Origin of the sequence: Methylobacterium sp. Leaf104 (assembly GCF_001422885.1) — a bacterium.
Classification (GTDB): Bacteria; Pseudomonadota; Alphaproteobacteria; order Rhizobiales; family Beijerinckiaceae; genus Methylobacterium.
In genome coordinates this window covers 48,505-62,840 of the sequence record NZ_LMMZ01000034.1, presented here as the reverse complement: position 1 = coordinate 62,840, position 14,336 = coordinate 48,505, and the positions used below count along the sequence as shown (strand labels likewise).

13 protein-coding genes are annotated in these 14,336 nt (G+C 70.8%); 12 read left to right on the top strand and 1 reads right to left on the bottom strand.

The window, feature by feature from the left end; genetic code table 11:
* Nucleotides 1-114 precede the first annotated feature (114 nt).
* The 6 genes from ppdK to greA all read left to right on the top strand — a co-directional run bounded on the left by ppdK (nucleotide 115) and on the right by greA (nucleotide 6,819).
* Nucleotides 115-2,787, top strand: a complete 2,673-nt coding sequence (ppdK, locus tag ASF49_RS15535) for a pyruvate, phosphate dikinase (protein ID WP_056474651.1) — start codon at nucleotides 115-117, stop codon at nucleotides 2,785-2,787.
* A 197-nt stretch (nucleotides 2,788-2,984) separates the two neighbouring features.
* Nucleotides 2,985-3,248 (top strand): hypothetical protein, encoded by a 264-nt coding sequence (locus ASF49_RS15530; RefSeq protein ID WP_056474649.1) that lies wholly within the window; start codon nucleotides 2,985-2,987, stop codon nucleotides 3,246-3,248.
* A gap of 171 nt (nucleotides 3,249-3,419) precedes the next feature.
* The gene (locus ASF49_RS15525; RefSeq protein ID WP_056474646.1) at nucleotides 3,420-4,427 is read left to right on the top strand and encodes a cell wall hydrolase; all 1,008 of its coding nucleotides are present in this window, start codon (nucleotides 3,420-3,422) and stop codon (nucleotides 4,425-4,427) included.
* 193 nt (nucleotides 4,428-4,620) lie between these two features.
* Complete coding sequence (locus tag ASF49_RS15520; RefSeq protein ID WP_056474643.1) at nucleotides 4,621-5,223, top strand: hypothetical protein; 603 nt, start codon at nucleotides 4,621-4,623, stop codon at nucleotides 5,221-5,223.
* Nucleotides 5,224-5,328: 105 nt separating this feature from the next.
* Nucleotides 5,329-6,315, top strand: coding sequence for an acrylyl-CoA reductase (NADPH) (gene acuI, locus ASF49_RS15515; protein ID WP_056474641.1), 987 nt, complete (start codon nucleotides 5,329-5,331; stop codon nucleotides 6,313-6,315).
* 42 nt (nucleotides 6,316-6,357) lie between these two features.
* Nucleotides 6,358-6,819, top strand: coding sequence for a transcription elongation factor GreA (gene greA / locus ASF49_RS15510; RefSeq protein WP_056474637.1), 462 nt, complete (start codon nucleotides 6,358-6,360; stop codon nucleotides 6,817-6,819).
* Nucleotides 6,820-6,970: 151 nt separating this feature from the next.
* Here the strand turns inward: greA and ASF49_RS15505 are convergent, their stop codons facing one another.
* On the bottom strand, nucleotides 6,971-7,984 hold the full coding sequence (locus ASF49_RS15505; RefSeq protein WP_056474633.1) for an L-threonylcarbamoyladenylate synthase: 1,014 nt from the start codon (nucleotides 7,982-7,984) through the stop codon (nucleotides 6,971-6,973).
* 122 nt (nucleotides 7,985-8,106) lie between these two features.
* Here ASF49_RS15505 and ASF49_RS15500 point away from each other — a divergent pair, with 122 nt between their 5' ends.
* The 6 genes from ASF49_RS15500 (at nucleotide 8,107) to ASF49_RS15475 (ending at nucleotide 14,295) form a co-directional block, all read left to right on the top strand.
* A complete protein-coding gene (locus tag ASF49_RS15500; protein WP_056474630.1) occupies nucleotides 8,107-9,870 on the top strand; it encodes an acyl-CoA dehydrogenase in 1,764 nt (587 codons plus the stop codon).
* A 59-nt stretch (nucleotides 9,871-9,929) separates the two neighbouring features.
* The gene (locus ASF49_RS15495; protein WP_056474627.1) at nucleotides 9,930-10,688 is read left to right on the top strand and encodes an enoyl-CoA hydratase-related protein; all 759 of its coding nucleotides are present in this window, start codon (nucleotides 9,930-9,932) and stop codon (nucleotides 10,686-10,688) included.
* Nucleotides 10,689-10,741: 53 nt separating this feature from the next.
* On the top strand, nucleotides 10,742-11,560 hold the full coding sequence (locus ASF49_RS15490) for an SDR family NAD(P)-dependent oxidoreductase (protein ID WP_056474623.1): 819 nt from the start codon (nucleotides 10,742-10,744) through the stop codon (nucleotides 11,558-11,560).
* Between the two features lie 3 nt (nucleotides 11,561-11,563).
* Nucleotides 11,564-12,424 (top strand): SDR family oxidoreductase, encoded by an 861-nt coding sequence (locus tag ASF49_RS15485; protein ID WP_056474621.1) that lies wholly within the window; start codon nucleotides 11,564-11,566, stop codon nucleotides 12,422-12,424.
* Nucleotides 12,425-12,434: 10 nt separating this feature from the next.
* On the top strand, nucleotides 12,435-13,439 hold the full coding sequence (locus ASF49_RS15480; protein WP_055953169.1) for a magnesium transporter CorA family protein: 1,005 nt from the start codon (nucleotides 12,435-12,437) through the stop codon (nucleotides 13,437-13,439).
* A gap of 91 nt (nucleotides 13,440-13,530) precedes the next feature.
* Nucleotides 13,531-14,295: an SOS response-associated peptidase gene (locus ASF49_RS15475; RefSeq protein ID WP_056474618.1), complete on the top strand. Its 765-nt coding sequence runs from the start codon at nucleotides 13,531-13,533 to the stop codon at nucleotides 14,293-14,295.
* Nucleotides 14,296-14,336 lie beyond the last annotated feature (41 nt).

Here is a 14,336-nt window from a genome sequence, read left to right as displayed (position 1 = left end):
CGTCACGCTGTCCCGGCCTGGAGAAGACGTTCATCTTGCGTTGCAGCAGAAGATGGTCCAACCCGCCGTGTTAGGCATGGGGCAGTGTTCACTCCTGCAAGCGGACGGATACAGATGGGCAAGTGGGTCTACTCCTTCGGTGACGGCAAGGCCGAGGGCCAGTCGTCCATGCGCAACCTCCTGGGCGGGAAGGGCGCGAACCTCGCCGAGATGTCGAATCTCGGTCTGCCGGTTCCCCCCGGCTTCACCATCACGACCGAAGTCTGCACCTACTATTACGATCACGGACAGCAGTATCCGGACGAGCTGAAGGCCCAGGTCAAGGCCGCCCTCGACGCGGTCGGCGCGCTCACCGGGCGCGGCTTCGGCGACCCGGAGAACCCGCTCCTCGTCTCGGTCCGCTCGGGCGCCCGCGCCTCCATGCCGGGCATGATGGACACCGTGCTCAACCTCGGGCTCAACGACGTCACCGTCGAGGCGCTCGCCCAGGGCGCGGGCGACCCGCGCTTCGCCTACGATTCCTACCGCCGCTTCATCACCATGTACTCGAACGTCGTCCTCGGCGTGGAACACCATGCCTTCGAGGAGGCGTTGGAGCACTACAAGGAAGGCAAGGGCGTCAGCCTCGACACCGAACTCGGGGCCGAGGACTGGAAGCACCTCGTCGGCAGGTACAAGGCCATCGTGAAGGCCGAGCACGGCTCCGACTTCCCGCAGGCGCCGGAGGACCAGCTCTGGGGCGCCATCGGCGCGGTGTTCGATTCCTGGATGATCCCGCGCGCCAAGAAGTACCGCGAGCTCAACAGCATCCCGGAGAGCTGGGGCACGGCCGTCAACGTCCAGGCCATGGTGTTCGGCAACATGGGCGACACCTCGGCCACCGGCGTCGCCTTCACCCGCAACCCGTCCACCGGCGAGCGCGCCCTCTACGGCGAGTTCCTGATCAACGCGCAGGGCGAGGACGTGGTGGCGGGCATCCGCACCCCGCAGGACATCACCGAGAAGGCCCGCATCGAGGCCAAGTCCGACCGTCCCTCGATGGAGCTGGCCATGCCCGACTCCTACGCCGAGCTGGTGCGGATCTACGGTCTCCTCGAGACCCACTACCGCGACATGCAGGACATGGAGTTCACCATCGAGAGCGGGAAGCTCTGGATGCTCCAGACCCGCAACGGCAAGCGCACCGCCAAGGCGGCCCTGCGGATCGCCGTCGACCTCGCGGCGGAAGGCCTGATCACCGAGGAGGAGGCCATCGGCCGCGTCGAGCCCGCCGCGCTCGACCAGCTCCTGCACCCGACCATCGACCCGAAGGCCGAGCGCAAGGTGATCGCCTCCGGCCTGCCGGCCTCGCCGGGCGCCGCCACGGGCGAGATCGTGTTCAATTCCGAGGATGCCGAGGCCGCCCGCAAGGCCGAGCGCAAATGTATCCTCGTGCGCGTGGAGACCTCGCCCGAGGACATCCACGGCATGCACGCCTCGGAGGGCATCCTCACCACCCGCGGCGGCATGACCAGCCACGCGGCGGTGGTCGCCCGCGGCATGGGCAAGCCCTGCGTCTCCGGCGTCGGCTCGATCCGCGTCGACTACAAGGCCGGCACCCTCTCGGTGGCCGGTACCACTCTGAAGGCGGGCGACAAGATCACCATCGACGGCTCGACGGGGCAGGTCCTCCTCGGCGAGGTGGCCATGCTGGAGCCGTCCCTGTCCGGCGAGTTCGCCACCCTGATGGGCTGGGCCGACAAGGTGCGCACCATGAAGGTCCGCACCAACGCCGACACCCCGACCGATGCGCGCGCCGCCCGCAACTTCGGCGCCGAGGGCATCGGCCTCTGCCGCACCGAGCACATGTTCTTCGAGGGTGACCGCATCGTCGCCGTGCGCGAGATGATCCTCGCCGACGACGTCGAGGGCCGCCGCGCGGCACTGGCCAAGATCCTGCCCTACCAGCGCCAGGACTTCGTCGAGCTGTTCACGATCATGTCGGGCTTGCCCGTCACGATCCGCCTGCTCGATCCGCCGCTGCACGAGTTCCTGCCGCACACCGACGCGGAGGTGCGGGACGTCGCCACCAGCATGGGTGTGTCGGAGGACAAGCTGCGCCGCCGGATGACGGAGCTGCACGAGTTCAATCCGATGCTGGGCTTCCGCGGCTGCCGCCTCGCCATCGCGTTCCCGGAGATCGCCGAGATGCAGGCCCGCGCCATCTTCGAGGCTGCCGTCCAGGCCGCCAAGGAGACCGGCGCGCCGGTGACGTCCGAGGTCATGGTGCCGCTGGTCTTCACGAAGATGGAGTTCGACATCGTCAAGGCGCGCATCGACGCCATGGCGAAGGCCGTCGCTGCCGAAACAGGCGGCACGCTTGACTACCAAGTGGGCACGATGATCGAGCTGCCGCGGGCCGCGCTCCGCGCCGGCGACATCGCCGAGACGGCGGAGTTCTTCTCCTTCGGCACCAACGACCTGACCCAGACCGCCCTCGGCATCTCGCGCGACGACGCCGCGACCTTCCTCGGCGCCTACACCCAGAAGGGCATCCTCTCGGCGGATCCCTTCATCTCCATCGATCAGGAGGGCGTGGGCGAACTGGTGCGGATCGGCGTGGAGCGCGGCCGCGCGGTGCGGCCGAACATCAAGCTCGGCATCTGCGGCGAGCATGGCGGCGATCCGGCCTCGGTGGCCTTCTGCCAGGAGGTCGGCCTCGACTACGTGTCGTGCTCGCCCTACCGGGTGCCGATCGCCCGCCTCGCGGCGGCCCAGGCGGCGCTGGCCGCGAAGGGCGCGAAGTAGGCGCTCCACGACCTGCTCTCACCCCGTCCGGAGGTGGCTCCGCGCCGCCCCCGGACGGGCGTGAAACGAACCGTTCAACAAATTGTCGAAAACGCGGCGAACCGATTCCGCGCGGGCACGTTCAGTGCTAGTGCCAGACCGTTGCGCGCAGGCAACCCTGCTCACAAGGGCGGCAGCCACCGCGTGGGATCGCCGGCATGAACGATACCAGCCCACCTCCTCTGTTCCTCAACGAAAATCCCGTCGCGGTGCCGCTGCCCCGCGCGATGCAGCAGGCCTATCTCTGGGTCGTGGCCGCCATCGGCGGCCTCGCGACGGTGGCGCTGTTCGTCTTCGCCGTGGCGACGCAGAGCGGAGCCGATGCCGAGCGCATCGCCGGCGCCCAGGAGAGCGCTCGCTCCGGTCTGGCCACGCTGGTCGGCAACCTTGCGGCGCTGCACGGACGCCCCGGCGCGCTCTGACGGCGGCGCTTAACCGCTCCGCAACCATACCGCACGATAGTTGAACGCAACGGTCGCCTCACCCCTCCCGTGGGGCCGGCGACCCGAGCGTTTGGCATCCTGGTGCGGGTCGGTGGCGTGGGTACGAAACGGTTACGACGCGCGTCGCATCTGCGCTGGCTCAGCGCCGCGATGACCCCCTGGGCGGCCGGCATCGGGCTGCTCGTCTCCTTCACCGCCACCGCCGGCACGGACATGGCGCCGGGTGCCGCCGGATGGGCCGCCGGGCAGGGCCGTCTCCTGGCGACGGCCTCCCCGGGCGCGCGTCTCGGCGGGACAGAGACCCGTTCGCACGCGCCGCACCGGGTCTACGCCCGCGGCGGTGCCGACGGCATCGCCATGCCCGAGGGCCGGGGCGAGGCCCTCGTGGTCAGGGCCAGCCTCGCCGACCCGGCGAGCGGATTGCTGGCGGCCGGCTCGGCCACGTGGAATCCCGATCTCGACGCCGGCTTCGTGCCGGCACCCGATCTCGGTCTCGACCCCGGCGGGGAGGGCGAAGGCTCGGTGGTCGCCGTGGAGGACGGGGCGACGCCCGCCATCCCCCGCGCCGAAGCCCTGTCCTCGACCACGCCCGCCCCGGCCGACGCGACGCCGATCGAGATCGCCGCCGCGAGCCTCGCCTTCCCAGACTTGTCGCCGCGCGGAACCCAGGCGGATGGGGCCACGCCGGGCGCCGCCACGCCCCCGGACATCGCCCGTCACCGCTACGCCGACCTGATCGGCCCAAATGCCATGGACCGCGAGCAGCGCTGCCTCGCCGAGGCGGTGTACTTCGAGGCCCGCAGCGAATCCGAGGAGGGACAGGCCGCCGTGGCCCAGGTCGTCCTCAACCGGGTGAAGAGCGGCCTCTATCCGGGCAATGTCTGCGGCGTCGTCTACCAGAACCGGCACCGCTACATGGGCTGCCAATTCTCCTTCGCCTGCGAGGGCAAATCCCTGCGGGTCACGGACGGGCCGTCCTGGCAGACCGCCACCCGCATCGCGAGTGCGGTGATCGAGGGACGCACCTACCTGAGCGAGGTCGGCGGGGCGACGCACTACCATGCGGACTACGTGAAACCCGGCTGGTCGCGCCGGCTGAAGAAGATGGACGTCATCGGCCGGCACATCTTTTACCAGCTCAAGCGTGGGCAGACCTGACTTTCGCGACAGTTCCGCGGGTTTTTACCTACGCAGTGAAACTTCTAAGTAGTCCTAAGCTTGGGTTAATTTTACCTTGAGTCTCGATACAGCTTGATCGAGCGGCAACTTGGCGGCCTCTGGAACGTCGAGATGCGCGCGGGCTTCGCGCGCCATCCCGTCCTGTACAGCGTCACGATCCGAGGAACCCGTCATGACCACGCCGGTCGCAGCCCGTATCAGTCTCGCCGCCATCGCCGGCGCCGTCCTCACCTTCTCCTCGGCCCCGTTCTCCTCGGCCCAGGCCGGCGGCTGCGGCGGCGCCGAGTGCTACCGCCGCGTGAACACCCCCCCGGTCTACGGCGCCGTGTCGGAACGCGTCCTCGTCCGTCCGGCCGAGACCGTCTACCGCACGGTTCCCCCCGTCTACGAGACCGTCTCGGAGCGGGTGCTCGTGGCGCCGGGCGGCCGGGTCTGGCAAACCCGCCGCGACGCCTATGGCGAGCTGATCGGCTGCTGGGTCGACGTGCCGCCGCAATACGCCGTCCGCCGTCGCCGCGTCCTGGTCCAGCCGGCGCAGGCGATCCCCGAGACGATCCCGGCGGAATATGCCAGCGTCCGCCGCCGCGTCCTGGTCCAGCCCGCCCGATCGGGCTGGGTCCCGGCGAATTACGGCCAGGGCGGATACCCGGGCGCCTTCGGTCCCAGCCTCGCCGTCGGCTCGCTCCCGGATGCCTTCGGCATCACCGGCGCCAGCTCGGCCGATGTCGGCGTAGGCCTCGGCTTCTCGTCGGGCAGCATCTACGACGGCTACTGAGCCGTCCGCCGCGATCGAACACGCGCCTCGGACGCTACCGCGCTTGGGGCCGCTTGATTCGGGCCGCCCGTGCCACACCTCAGACCCGTGAACGGGAGGTCTGCCATGGGTCAGTTCAAGGCTTGGGTCGTCGAGAAGACCGAGACGGGGCAGTCCCTCGCCTTCAGGGATTTCGACGATGCCGACCTGATGGCGGGCGACGTCACGGTCCGGGTGACCCACTCCACGGTGAACTACAAGGACGGGCTGGCGATGACCGGTAGGTCGCCGGTGGTGCGCCGCTTCCCCATGATCCCCGGCATCGATTTCGCCGGCATCGTCGAGACCTCGGACCACGCTGAATACAAGCCCGGCGACGCCGTCGTGCTCACCGGCTGGGGCGTCGGCGAGACCCATCTCGGAGCCTATGCCCAGCGCGCCCGGGTCAAGGGCGATTGGCTGGTCCCGCTGCCGGAGGGCCTGAGCGCCGCCCAGGCCATGGCGATCGGCACCGCCGGCTACACCGCGATGCTCTGCCTGATGGCCCTCGACCATCACGGCGTGAATCCGGCGCAGGGGCCGGTCCTCGTCACCGGCGCCTCCGGCGGCGTGGGCTCGGTGGCGGTGGCCCTGCTGGCCCGGGCCGGCTGGCACGTGATCGCCTCCACCGGCCGCGATTCGGAGGCCGACTACCTGCGCAGCCTCGGCGCCGCCGAGATCCTCGACCGCGCGGAGCTGAGCCAGCCCGGCAAGCCCTTGGCCAAGGAGCGCTGGGCGGCGGCCATCGACGCCGTCGGCTCGGTGACCCTCGCCAACGTCCTGGCCGGAACGAAGGCGGACGGCGCGGTCGCGGCCTGCGGGCTGGCGCAAGGCATGGACCTGCCGACATCGGTCGCCCCCTTCATCCTGCGCGGCGTCTCGCTCCTCGGCGTCAACAGCGTGACCACGCCCCAGGCGAAGCGACGGGCGGCCTGGGGACGCCTCGCCAGGGAGCTCGACCACGACAAGCTGGCGGCGATGACCCAGACGGTGCCGCTGCCCGGGGTCGACACCGTGGCGGAGGCGATCCTGGACGGACGGGTCCGCGGACGCACGGTGGTCGAGGTCGCGTGAGCGCGATGGAACGCTGGGCGCCGGCGGGGCGTTTTCGGCTTCATGAGCCAAGCATTCGTTCGTGAGCGTGACGGGGACGCGGTGTTCGAGGATCTTCCCGAGCGCCAGATCTCGTCCCACCCCAACTTCGTCACCCCTGAGGGCCTGGCCCAGATCGAGGCAGAGGTCGCACGCCTGCAGGCGGAATTCTCCGCCCTGACGCCGGACGCGCAGGCGGACGTCGCCCGGGTCAACCGCGACCTCGCCTACTGGACGGCCCGGCGCAGCTCCGCGCAGCTGGTCGAGGCCGAGCCCGGCGACGTGGTCCGCTTCGGCTCCACCGTGACGATCCTGGCCGAGGACGACAGCCGCCGAACCTACCGCATCGTCGGCGAGGACGAGGCCGATCCGGCGCAGGGCACGATCTCCTACGTTTCGCCCATGGCGCGCGCGCTGACCGGCAAGGTCGTGGGCGATGTCGTCGAGGTGAACGGGCACGAGAGCGAGATCGCGGAGATCGGTTGATTCTGCGACGGCTTCCAGGACGGCGCCCAAGAAAAAAGGCTCGGATCGCTCCGAGCCCTGGAAGGGAAAAGGCCATTGGGGGCTGAACTGGCCTTCGTACGGTTGAAACGTGCTCCCGCGCCTCGGGTTCCAAGGAATTCCGGAAAAAATTTCAGCGTGGGGCCGCTGCTCTGCGAAGCCGGTCGTTGATCGCCTCGCCGAGCCCCCGTTCCGGGATCGGCGCAACCGCGATCACCGATGCCGCGACACCGTCGAGCTGTCGCAGGGCGGAGAACAACTTGGCCGCCGCCTCGGCGAGATCGCCTGACGGGCTGAGGTTGAGGCACGCCCGCGCCGCCTCGGCGCCGGCCGGGGAATCCGGGCCGAACAGTAGAACGACCTCCTCCTTCGACACGGATGTCGCATCGAGTCGGACGTGCGCCCGCGGCGCGTAGTGCGAGGCCAGCAATCCCGGGCCAACCGGATGGGCCGTATCGTCACCCTGCGGACCCGAGAGGGCGGAGCCGAGCCGCGTTTCCAGGGTTTCCCGCGTGAGGCCGCCCGGCCGCAGCAGGCGCGGCGGCCCGCCGAGACAGGCGATCACCGTCGATTCGACGCCGACCGGCGTCTCGCCGCCGTCCAGCACGGCGGCGATCCGGCCGTCGAGGTCGGTGAGGACATGGTCGGCGCTGGTCGGGCTGACCCGGCCCGAGCGGTTCGCGGACGGCGCGGCGACCGGCCTGCCGACTTGCGCCAGCAGCGCCCGGGTGCTCCGAGGGGCCGGGACCCGCAGCGCGACGCTCGGCAGACCGGCCCGGGCGAGGTCGCAGACCCGGCAGCCCGGGGCCGCCGGGACCACGAGGGTGAGGGGACCGGGCCAGAACGCCTCGGCGAGCCTGCGGGCCGCGGCGTCGAACACGCCCTCGGCGAAGGCGGATTGCGCGTCGGCGAGATGCGCGATCAGCGGATTGAAGCGCGGGCGCGCCTTGGCCGCGAAGATCCGCGCGACCGCCGACGGATCGGTGGCATCGGCGCCGAGGCCGTAGACCGTCTCGGTGGCGAAGGCCACGGCCTGTCCGTCACGGAGGAGGGCCGCCGCGGCCGCGATCCCCCCTTCGTCTTCGACCAAGCGCCGGGTCGCCACGGGCGGGATCGCATCGCCGGGGATTGACCCAAGATCGTTCATATCTAAACTATCTTCGCTGACACCCCTTCGCGGGGGAGAGCCCGGGCCTAGCGCCCGGCCGGGCCATGCGTCAAACACGGGGCGACACGCGTCGATTCAATCAAGGCGCGGGAGGAAGCATCATGACCTATCGCGCACCGGTGGCCGACATGCTGTTCGCCCTGCGCCACGTGGCCGGGCTCGACGCCGCGCTCGCCGCGGGCCTGCACGGCGACCTCGCGGCGGAGGATGCCGAGGCGATCCTGGCCGAGGCCGGGAAGGTCGCCGAATCGGTCATCGCCCCGCTCAACCGGGTGGGCGACCGTCACGGCACGCCGCTCGAGGACGGCGTCATCACCACGCCGCCGGGCTGGCGCGAAGCCTACCAGACCTGGATCGCCGGCGGCTGGAACGGTCTCAGCGCCGACCCCGACCATGGTGGCCAGGGCTTGCCCCTCGTCCTCAACGCCGCCTGCAACGAGATCTGGAACGCGGCGAGCATCGCCTTCGGCCTGTGCCCGCTCCTCACGGCGGGCGGCATCGAGGCGCTGGCCCGGCACGGCTCGGACGACCTCAAGAGCCGATACCTCGACAAGCTCGTCTCCGGTGAATGGACCGCGACCATGAACCTGACCGAGCCGCAGGCGGGCTCGGACCTCGCGCTGCTGCGCAGCCGGGCCGAGCCCCTCGGCGACGGCCGCTACAGCATCGTCGGCGCCAAGATCTACATCACCTACGGCGAGCACGACCTCACCGACAACATCGTCCACCTCGTGCTGGCCCGGCTGAAGGACGCACCGGCCGGCACCCGCGGCATCTCGCTGTTCCTGGTGCCGAAGGTGCTGCCGGACGGCGGCCGCAACGACCTGCGCTGCTCGGGCATCGAGCACAAGCTCGGCATCCACGGCTCGCCCACCTGCTCGATGGCCTTCGGGGACAATGGCGGCGCCATCGGCTGGCTCATCGGCGAGGAGAATCGCGGCCTCGCCTGCATGTTCACGATGATGAACTCGGCCCGGCTCAATGTCGGCCTGCAGGGCGTCGGCATCGCCGAGCGGGCCTACCAGCAGGCGCTCGGCTATGCCCGCGACCGGCGCCAGGGCAAGGCGCCGGGGGCCGCGGAGGCGAGCCCGATCGTCGCCCATGCCGACGTGCAGCGCATGCTGCTCACCATGAAGGCCTTCACCCAGGCCGCCCGTGGCATCTGCTACCTCACCGCCGCCGCCCTCGATGCGGCGGAAGGTCCGGAGGGGCAGGCGGCCCACGACCGGGCCTCCCTGCTGACCCCCGTCGCCAAGGCGTTCTCCACCGACATCGCCAACGAGGTGACTTCGCTCGGCGTCCAGGTGCATGGCGGCATGGGCTTCGTCGAGGAGACGGGCGCCGCGCAGCACATGCGCGATGCCCGCATCCTGGGCATCTACGAGGGCACCAACGGCATCCAGGCCATCGATCTCGTCGCCCGCAAGCTCCCCCTGAACGGCGGCGCCACGGTGCGGGCGCAGATCGCCGGCCTGCGCCGGATCGCCGAGGGCTTCCTCAAGGACCCCGACCCGGCCTTCGGCAACATCGGCGCCCGGCTGCGCGCCGGCATCGCGAGCCTGGACCGGGCGACGAGCTTCCAGCTCAAGGCGCTGGCCTCGAACCGGCCCGAGGCGGCCCTGGCCGGGGCGACGCCGTACCTGCGCCTGTTCGGGCTCGTGCAGGGCGGAGCCTGCCTCGGGCGCCAGGCACTCGCCGCCGACGCGGCCCTGAAGGCCGGCGGGACCGACCCGGCCCATGCCGGCCGGATCGCGCTCGCGCGCTTCTTTGCCGACAACCTCCTCACCGCGGCCGAGGGGCTGGAGGCGAGCATCGTCTCCGGCGGGCACTTCACCGACGATGCGGAACTCGCCCTGGCGAGCTGACCGGCCGGGCCGGGAATGGGCCGGCCCAAGAATCGACCATCATCCAGGGGCAGGGCACCATGAGCGAGCACATCGCGATCGCGGATACGGCCGACGGCGTCCGCCTCATCCGCATCGACCGGCCCGAGAAGAAGAACGCCCTGACCGGCGCCATGTACGACGCCATGCGCGCCGCCCTCGCGGACGCCGATGCGCAGGATGCGATCGGCGCCGTGGTGTTCGCCGGAGCGCCGGGCGCGTTCAGCGCCGGCAACGACCTCGCCGACTTCGTGGCGGGCGCGGGCAAGCCGTTCCGCGAGGCCCCGGCCCTGCAGTTCATCCGCCAGCTCGCCCGCACCCGCACGCCGATGATCGCCGCCGTGGACGGGATCGCGGTGGGGATCGGCACGACGCTGACCCTGCATTGCGACCTCGTCTATGCCAGCCCGGCCGCGCGCTTCCGCATGCCCTTCGTGGAGCTCGGCCTCGTTCCGGAGGCGGCCTCGAGCTACCTGCTGCCGCGCCGGGTCGGGCTCCTGAAGGCCACCGAGATGCTGCTCCTGAGCCAGGGCTTCGATGCGGACGAGGCGCTCGGCCTCGGTCTCGTCAACGCGGTGATGCCGGCCGGCCTGCTGCTGGAGCATGCCCAGGCCCAGGGCACCCGCCTCGCCGGGCTGCCCCGCGGCGCGGTGCAGGCGACACGGGCGCTCATCCGCGGCGACCAGGCCGCCATGGAAGCCGCCCTCGAGGCCGAGGCCGTCGCCTTCGAGGAGCGCCTGCGGGCGCCGGAAGCCCAGGCCGCCTTCGCGCGCTTCCTCGGCCGGGCCAAACCGGCGTGAGCGCCGGCCCCGACGCCCGGCCGACACCCGACCTGCGGGGAAGGATCTGCCTCGTGGCCGGTGCCTCGCGCGGCGTCGGCCGAGGCATCGCCCGGGGACTCGGCGAGGCGGGCGCCACCGTCATCGTCACCGCCCGCTCCAGCGAGACGGGGCCGCGCACGGAAGGACGGCCGGAGGTCGTCGAGGACACCGCCCGGGCCGTCGACGCCGCCGGCGGCGAGGGCCACCACTACCTCTGTGACCATACCAGCGAGCGGGCGGTCGACACGCTGGTCCACTGGGTCCTGCGCCGGTTCGGGCGCATCGATCTCGCCGTCTCCAGCGTCTGGGGCGGCAACGAGGGCTATGACGGCGAGCGCTACGCCGACGGCGCCGCCTGGGGCACGCCGTTCTGGCGCCGCTCGGCCGAACCGTTCTCGGACTTCTTCGGGAGCGGCCCCTATCCGGCCCTGCTCCTCGCCCGCGCGGTCGCCCCCGCGATGGTCTCGGCGAAAGCCGGCCTCCTCGCCTTCGTCTCGTTCGACACCGCCCCGGGCTACCTCGGCGACATCTTCTACGACCTGACCAAGGCCACCACGAACCGGCTGGCCTTCGCCTGCGCCCAGGAACTGGCGCCGCACGGGGTCACGGCCCTCGCGCTCTCCCCCGGCTTCGTGCGCACCGAGCGCGCCGTCGACATCGGCCATGCCGACCGGGCGACGGAGAGCCCGCTCTATGCGGGTCGCGCCCTCGCCGCCCTGGCCGCCGACCCGGCCGTCGCGACCCGGGCCGGGCAGGTCCTCCATGCCGGGGATCTCGCCGCCCAATACGGCTTCACCGATGCGGACGGCACCCGGCCGTCCCGGTTCCAGATCAACGCCGAGGAAACCTGAGACATGAGCGGATCGCTTCAGGGCAAAACCCTGTTCATCACCGGGGCCTCCCGCGGGATCGGCCTCGCCATCGCCCTGCGCGCGGCCCGCGACGGCGCCAACATCGCGATCGCGGCCAAGACCGATACGCCGCATCCGAAGCTGGAGGGCACCATCCACACCGCGGCCGCGGCCATCGAGGCGGCGGGCGGGCGGGCGCTGCCGCTCCTCGTCGACGTCCGCGACGAGGACAGCGTGGCGACCGCCATCGAGACCACGGCGAAGACCTTCGGCGGCATCGACATCGTGGTGAACAACGCCAGCGCGATCTCGCTGACCCGGACGCCCGAGACCGAGATGAAGCGCTTCGACCTGATGCACGGCATCAATACGCGCGGCACCTACATGGTCAGCAAATACGCGATCCCGCACCTCGCCAAGGCGGAGAACCCGCACATCGTCATGCTGTCGCCGCCCCTCGACCTGTCCGAGAAGTGGTTCGCACCGCACCTGGCCTATTCCATCGCCAAGTACGGCATGTCGCTCTGCGTCCTCGGTCTTTCCGGCGAGCTGCGGCGCCAGGGCATCGCGGTGAACGCCCTGTGGCCGCGCACCACCATCGCCACCGCGGCGGTGAAGAACCTGCTGGGCGGCGAGGCCCTGATGCAGGCGAGCCGCACCCCCGAGATCCTGGCCGACGCCGCCCACGCGCTGTTCGGCCTGCCGGCCCGGGAGGTGACCGGCCGCTTCCTCATCGACGACAGTTTCCTGGCCGAGCAGGGTGTCACGGACTTTTCAAAATACCGCGTCACACCCGGCATCCCTCTTGCGCCGGACTTCTTCGTGCCGGATGCGAGCACACCGCCTCCCGGGGCCTTCGCCTGAGACATCCCGCGTGATCTTCATCCACCAGCCGGTCGCCGGTGCCGGGCAGACCCTGCTCGAGCGCCGTTCCCTCGAATTGCAGGAGCCGATCCCCGACGACACCGTCTGGCTCGACATGGTGCGGCCGAGCCGGGAGGAGGACCTCAAGGTCGAAGTCTTCATGGGCATCTCGGTGCCGACCCGCGAGGAGATGAAGGACATCGAGCCCTCCGAACTCCTCTACGTCGAGGACGGCGCCCGCTACATGACCGGCCGGGTGCTGAGCAAGGTCAGCGAATCCGAGGAGCCGGGGCTGGCCGGCATCACCTTCATCCTGCGCGGCAACCGGCTCGTGACCGTGCGCTACGAGGAGCCGCAGGCCTTCCGGATGTACACGCAGCGGGCCGGCCGCTCCACGGGCAACGGTCCCTCGGCGGTTCCTTCCGGCGAGACCATCCTGGCCGGGCTGATCGAGACCGTGATCGACCGGGCGGCGGACGTGCTCCAGCTCCAGGGCGAGCGCATCGACCGGCTCTCGGGCAAGATCTTCGAGGAGAAGGAGGACCCGAGCGCCCGCAACACCGCCCTGCAGGACACGCTCCGGGCGCTGGGGCGCCACGGCGACCTCATCTCGAAGCAGCGCGAGAGCCTGGTCTCGATGGAGCGCATCCTGCTCTCGCTCTCGGCGACCTACCGCACCGCCAAGGCCCCGCGCGAGTTGCGCGAGGACGTGCGCTCCACCCTGCGCGATCTCCAGTCCCTGGAGGAGCACGCCACCTTCCTGTCCTCGAAGATCCAGTTCCTCCTCGACGCCACCCTCGGGCTGGTGAACCTGGAACAGAACAACATCATCAAGCTGTTCTCGGTCATGGCGGTGGTCTTCATGCCGCCGACCCTGATCGCGTCGATCTACGGCATGAACTTCAAGGCCATGCCGGAGCTGGACTGGGGGTTCGGCTACCCGATGGCGGTGGTCATGATGGTCGTCGCGGCCGTGCTCCCATACGTGTTCTTCCGCTGGAAGCGCTGGCTGTAGCGCGCTGGACCCGGACGGTCGCCGCCGTGGAAAGACCGATCCAAGCCCATCGGGCCTTGCCGATCGCGTCGGATTTGCCGATCGTCCGCCCATGTGTGGACGCTTCTTCATCGCCCAGGCCCCGGAGATCTTCCGGGCCTTCTACGGCTATCCCGAGGTTCCGAACTTCCCGCCCCGTTACAACGTGGCGCCGACCCAGCCGGTGCCCGTGGTGCTGTCGGAGGGCGGCCGGCGCCAGTTCCGCCTGGTGCGCTGGGGCCTGTGGCCGAGCTGGGTCAAGGACCCGAAGGATTTCCCCCTCGTCATCAACGCCCGATCCGAGACGCTGCGGGAAAAACCCACCTTCCGCGGCGCCCTGCGCCATCGCCGCTGCGTCTTCCTGGCGGACGGCTTCTACGAGTGGCGCCGGGAGGGAACGGGCAGGGTCGCGACCAGGACCCCGTTCATGATCCGCCGCGCCGACCGGGCGCCGATGGCCCTGGCCGGCCTGTGGGAGAACTGGCTCGGGGCCGACGGCTCGGAGGTCGACACCGCGGCCATCGTCACCACGGACGCCAACGGCGCGATGGCGGCCGTCCACGACCGCATGCCGGTGATCCTCGCGCCGGAGACCATCGAGTCCTGGCTCGACACCCGCGGCACCGAACCGGATGCGGCGGTGGCCTTGTGCCGGCCCTGTCCGAACGACTGGCTCACCCTCGATCCCGTCAGCGCCCGTGTGAACAACGCCCGCATCGACGAACCGGACCTGATCGAACCGCTCGCGCGGCCGCAGCGCGGCGAGGCCGGACGGGACGCGCCGCCCGCCGCGCAGCCGCGCTCCAGCGACGAGGACGAGCAGGGCGCCCTGTTCTGAGACAGGCTCCGATCCGGAGGGAGCCCGCCTTGCGTTCGGCT

Excerpts from the sequence above, each read along its gene's own strand:
- ppdK (WP_056474651.1), top strand. The coding sequence starts at position 115 with ATGGGCAAGTGGGTCTACTCCTTCGGTGACGGCAAGGCCGAGGGCCAG.
- ASF49_RS15530 (WP_056474649.1), top strand. The coding sequence starts at position 2,985 with ATGAACGATACCAGCCCACCTCCTCTGTTCCTCAACGAAAATCCCGTC.
- ASF49_RS15525 (WP_056474646.1), top strand. The coding sequence starts at position 3,420 with ATGACCCCCTGGGCGGCCGGCATCGGGCTGCTCGTCTCCTTCACCGCC.
- ASF49_RS15520 (WP_056474643.1), top strand. The coding sequence starts at position 4,621 with ATGACCACGCCGGTCGCAGCCCGTATCAGTCTCGCCGCCATCGCCGGC.
- acuI (WP_056474641.1), top strand. The coding sequence starts at position 5,329 with ATGGGTCAGTTCAAGGCTTGGGTCGTCGAGAAGACCGAGACGGGGCAG.
- greA (WP_056474637.1), top strand. The coding sequence starts at position 6,358 with ATGAGCCAAGCATTCGTTCGTGAGCGTGACGGGGACGCGGTGTTCGAG.
- ASF49_RS15505 (WP_056474633.1), bottom strand. The coding sequence starts at position 7,984 with ATGAACGATCTTGGGTCAATCCCCGGCGATGCGATCCCGCCCGTGGCG.
- ASF49_RS15500 (WP_056474630.1), top strand. The coding sequence starts at position 8,107 with ATGACCTATCGCGCACCGGTGGCCGACATGCTGTTCGCCCTGCGCCAC.
- ASF49_RS15495 (WP_056474627.1), top strand. The coding sequence starts at position 9,930 with ATGAGCGAGCACATCGCGATCGCGGATACGGCCGACGGCGTCCGCCTC.
- ASF49_RS15485 (WP_056474621.1), top strand. The coding sequence starts at position 11,564 with ATGAGCGGATCGCTTCAGGGCAAAACCCTGTTCATCACCGGGGCCTCC.
- ASF49_RS15475 (WP_056474618.1), top strand. The coding sequence starts at position 13,531 with ATGTGTGGACGCTTCTTCATCGCCCAGGCCCCGGAGATCTTCCGGGCC.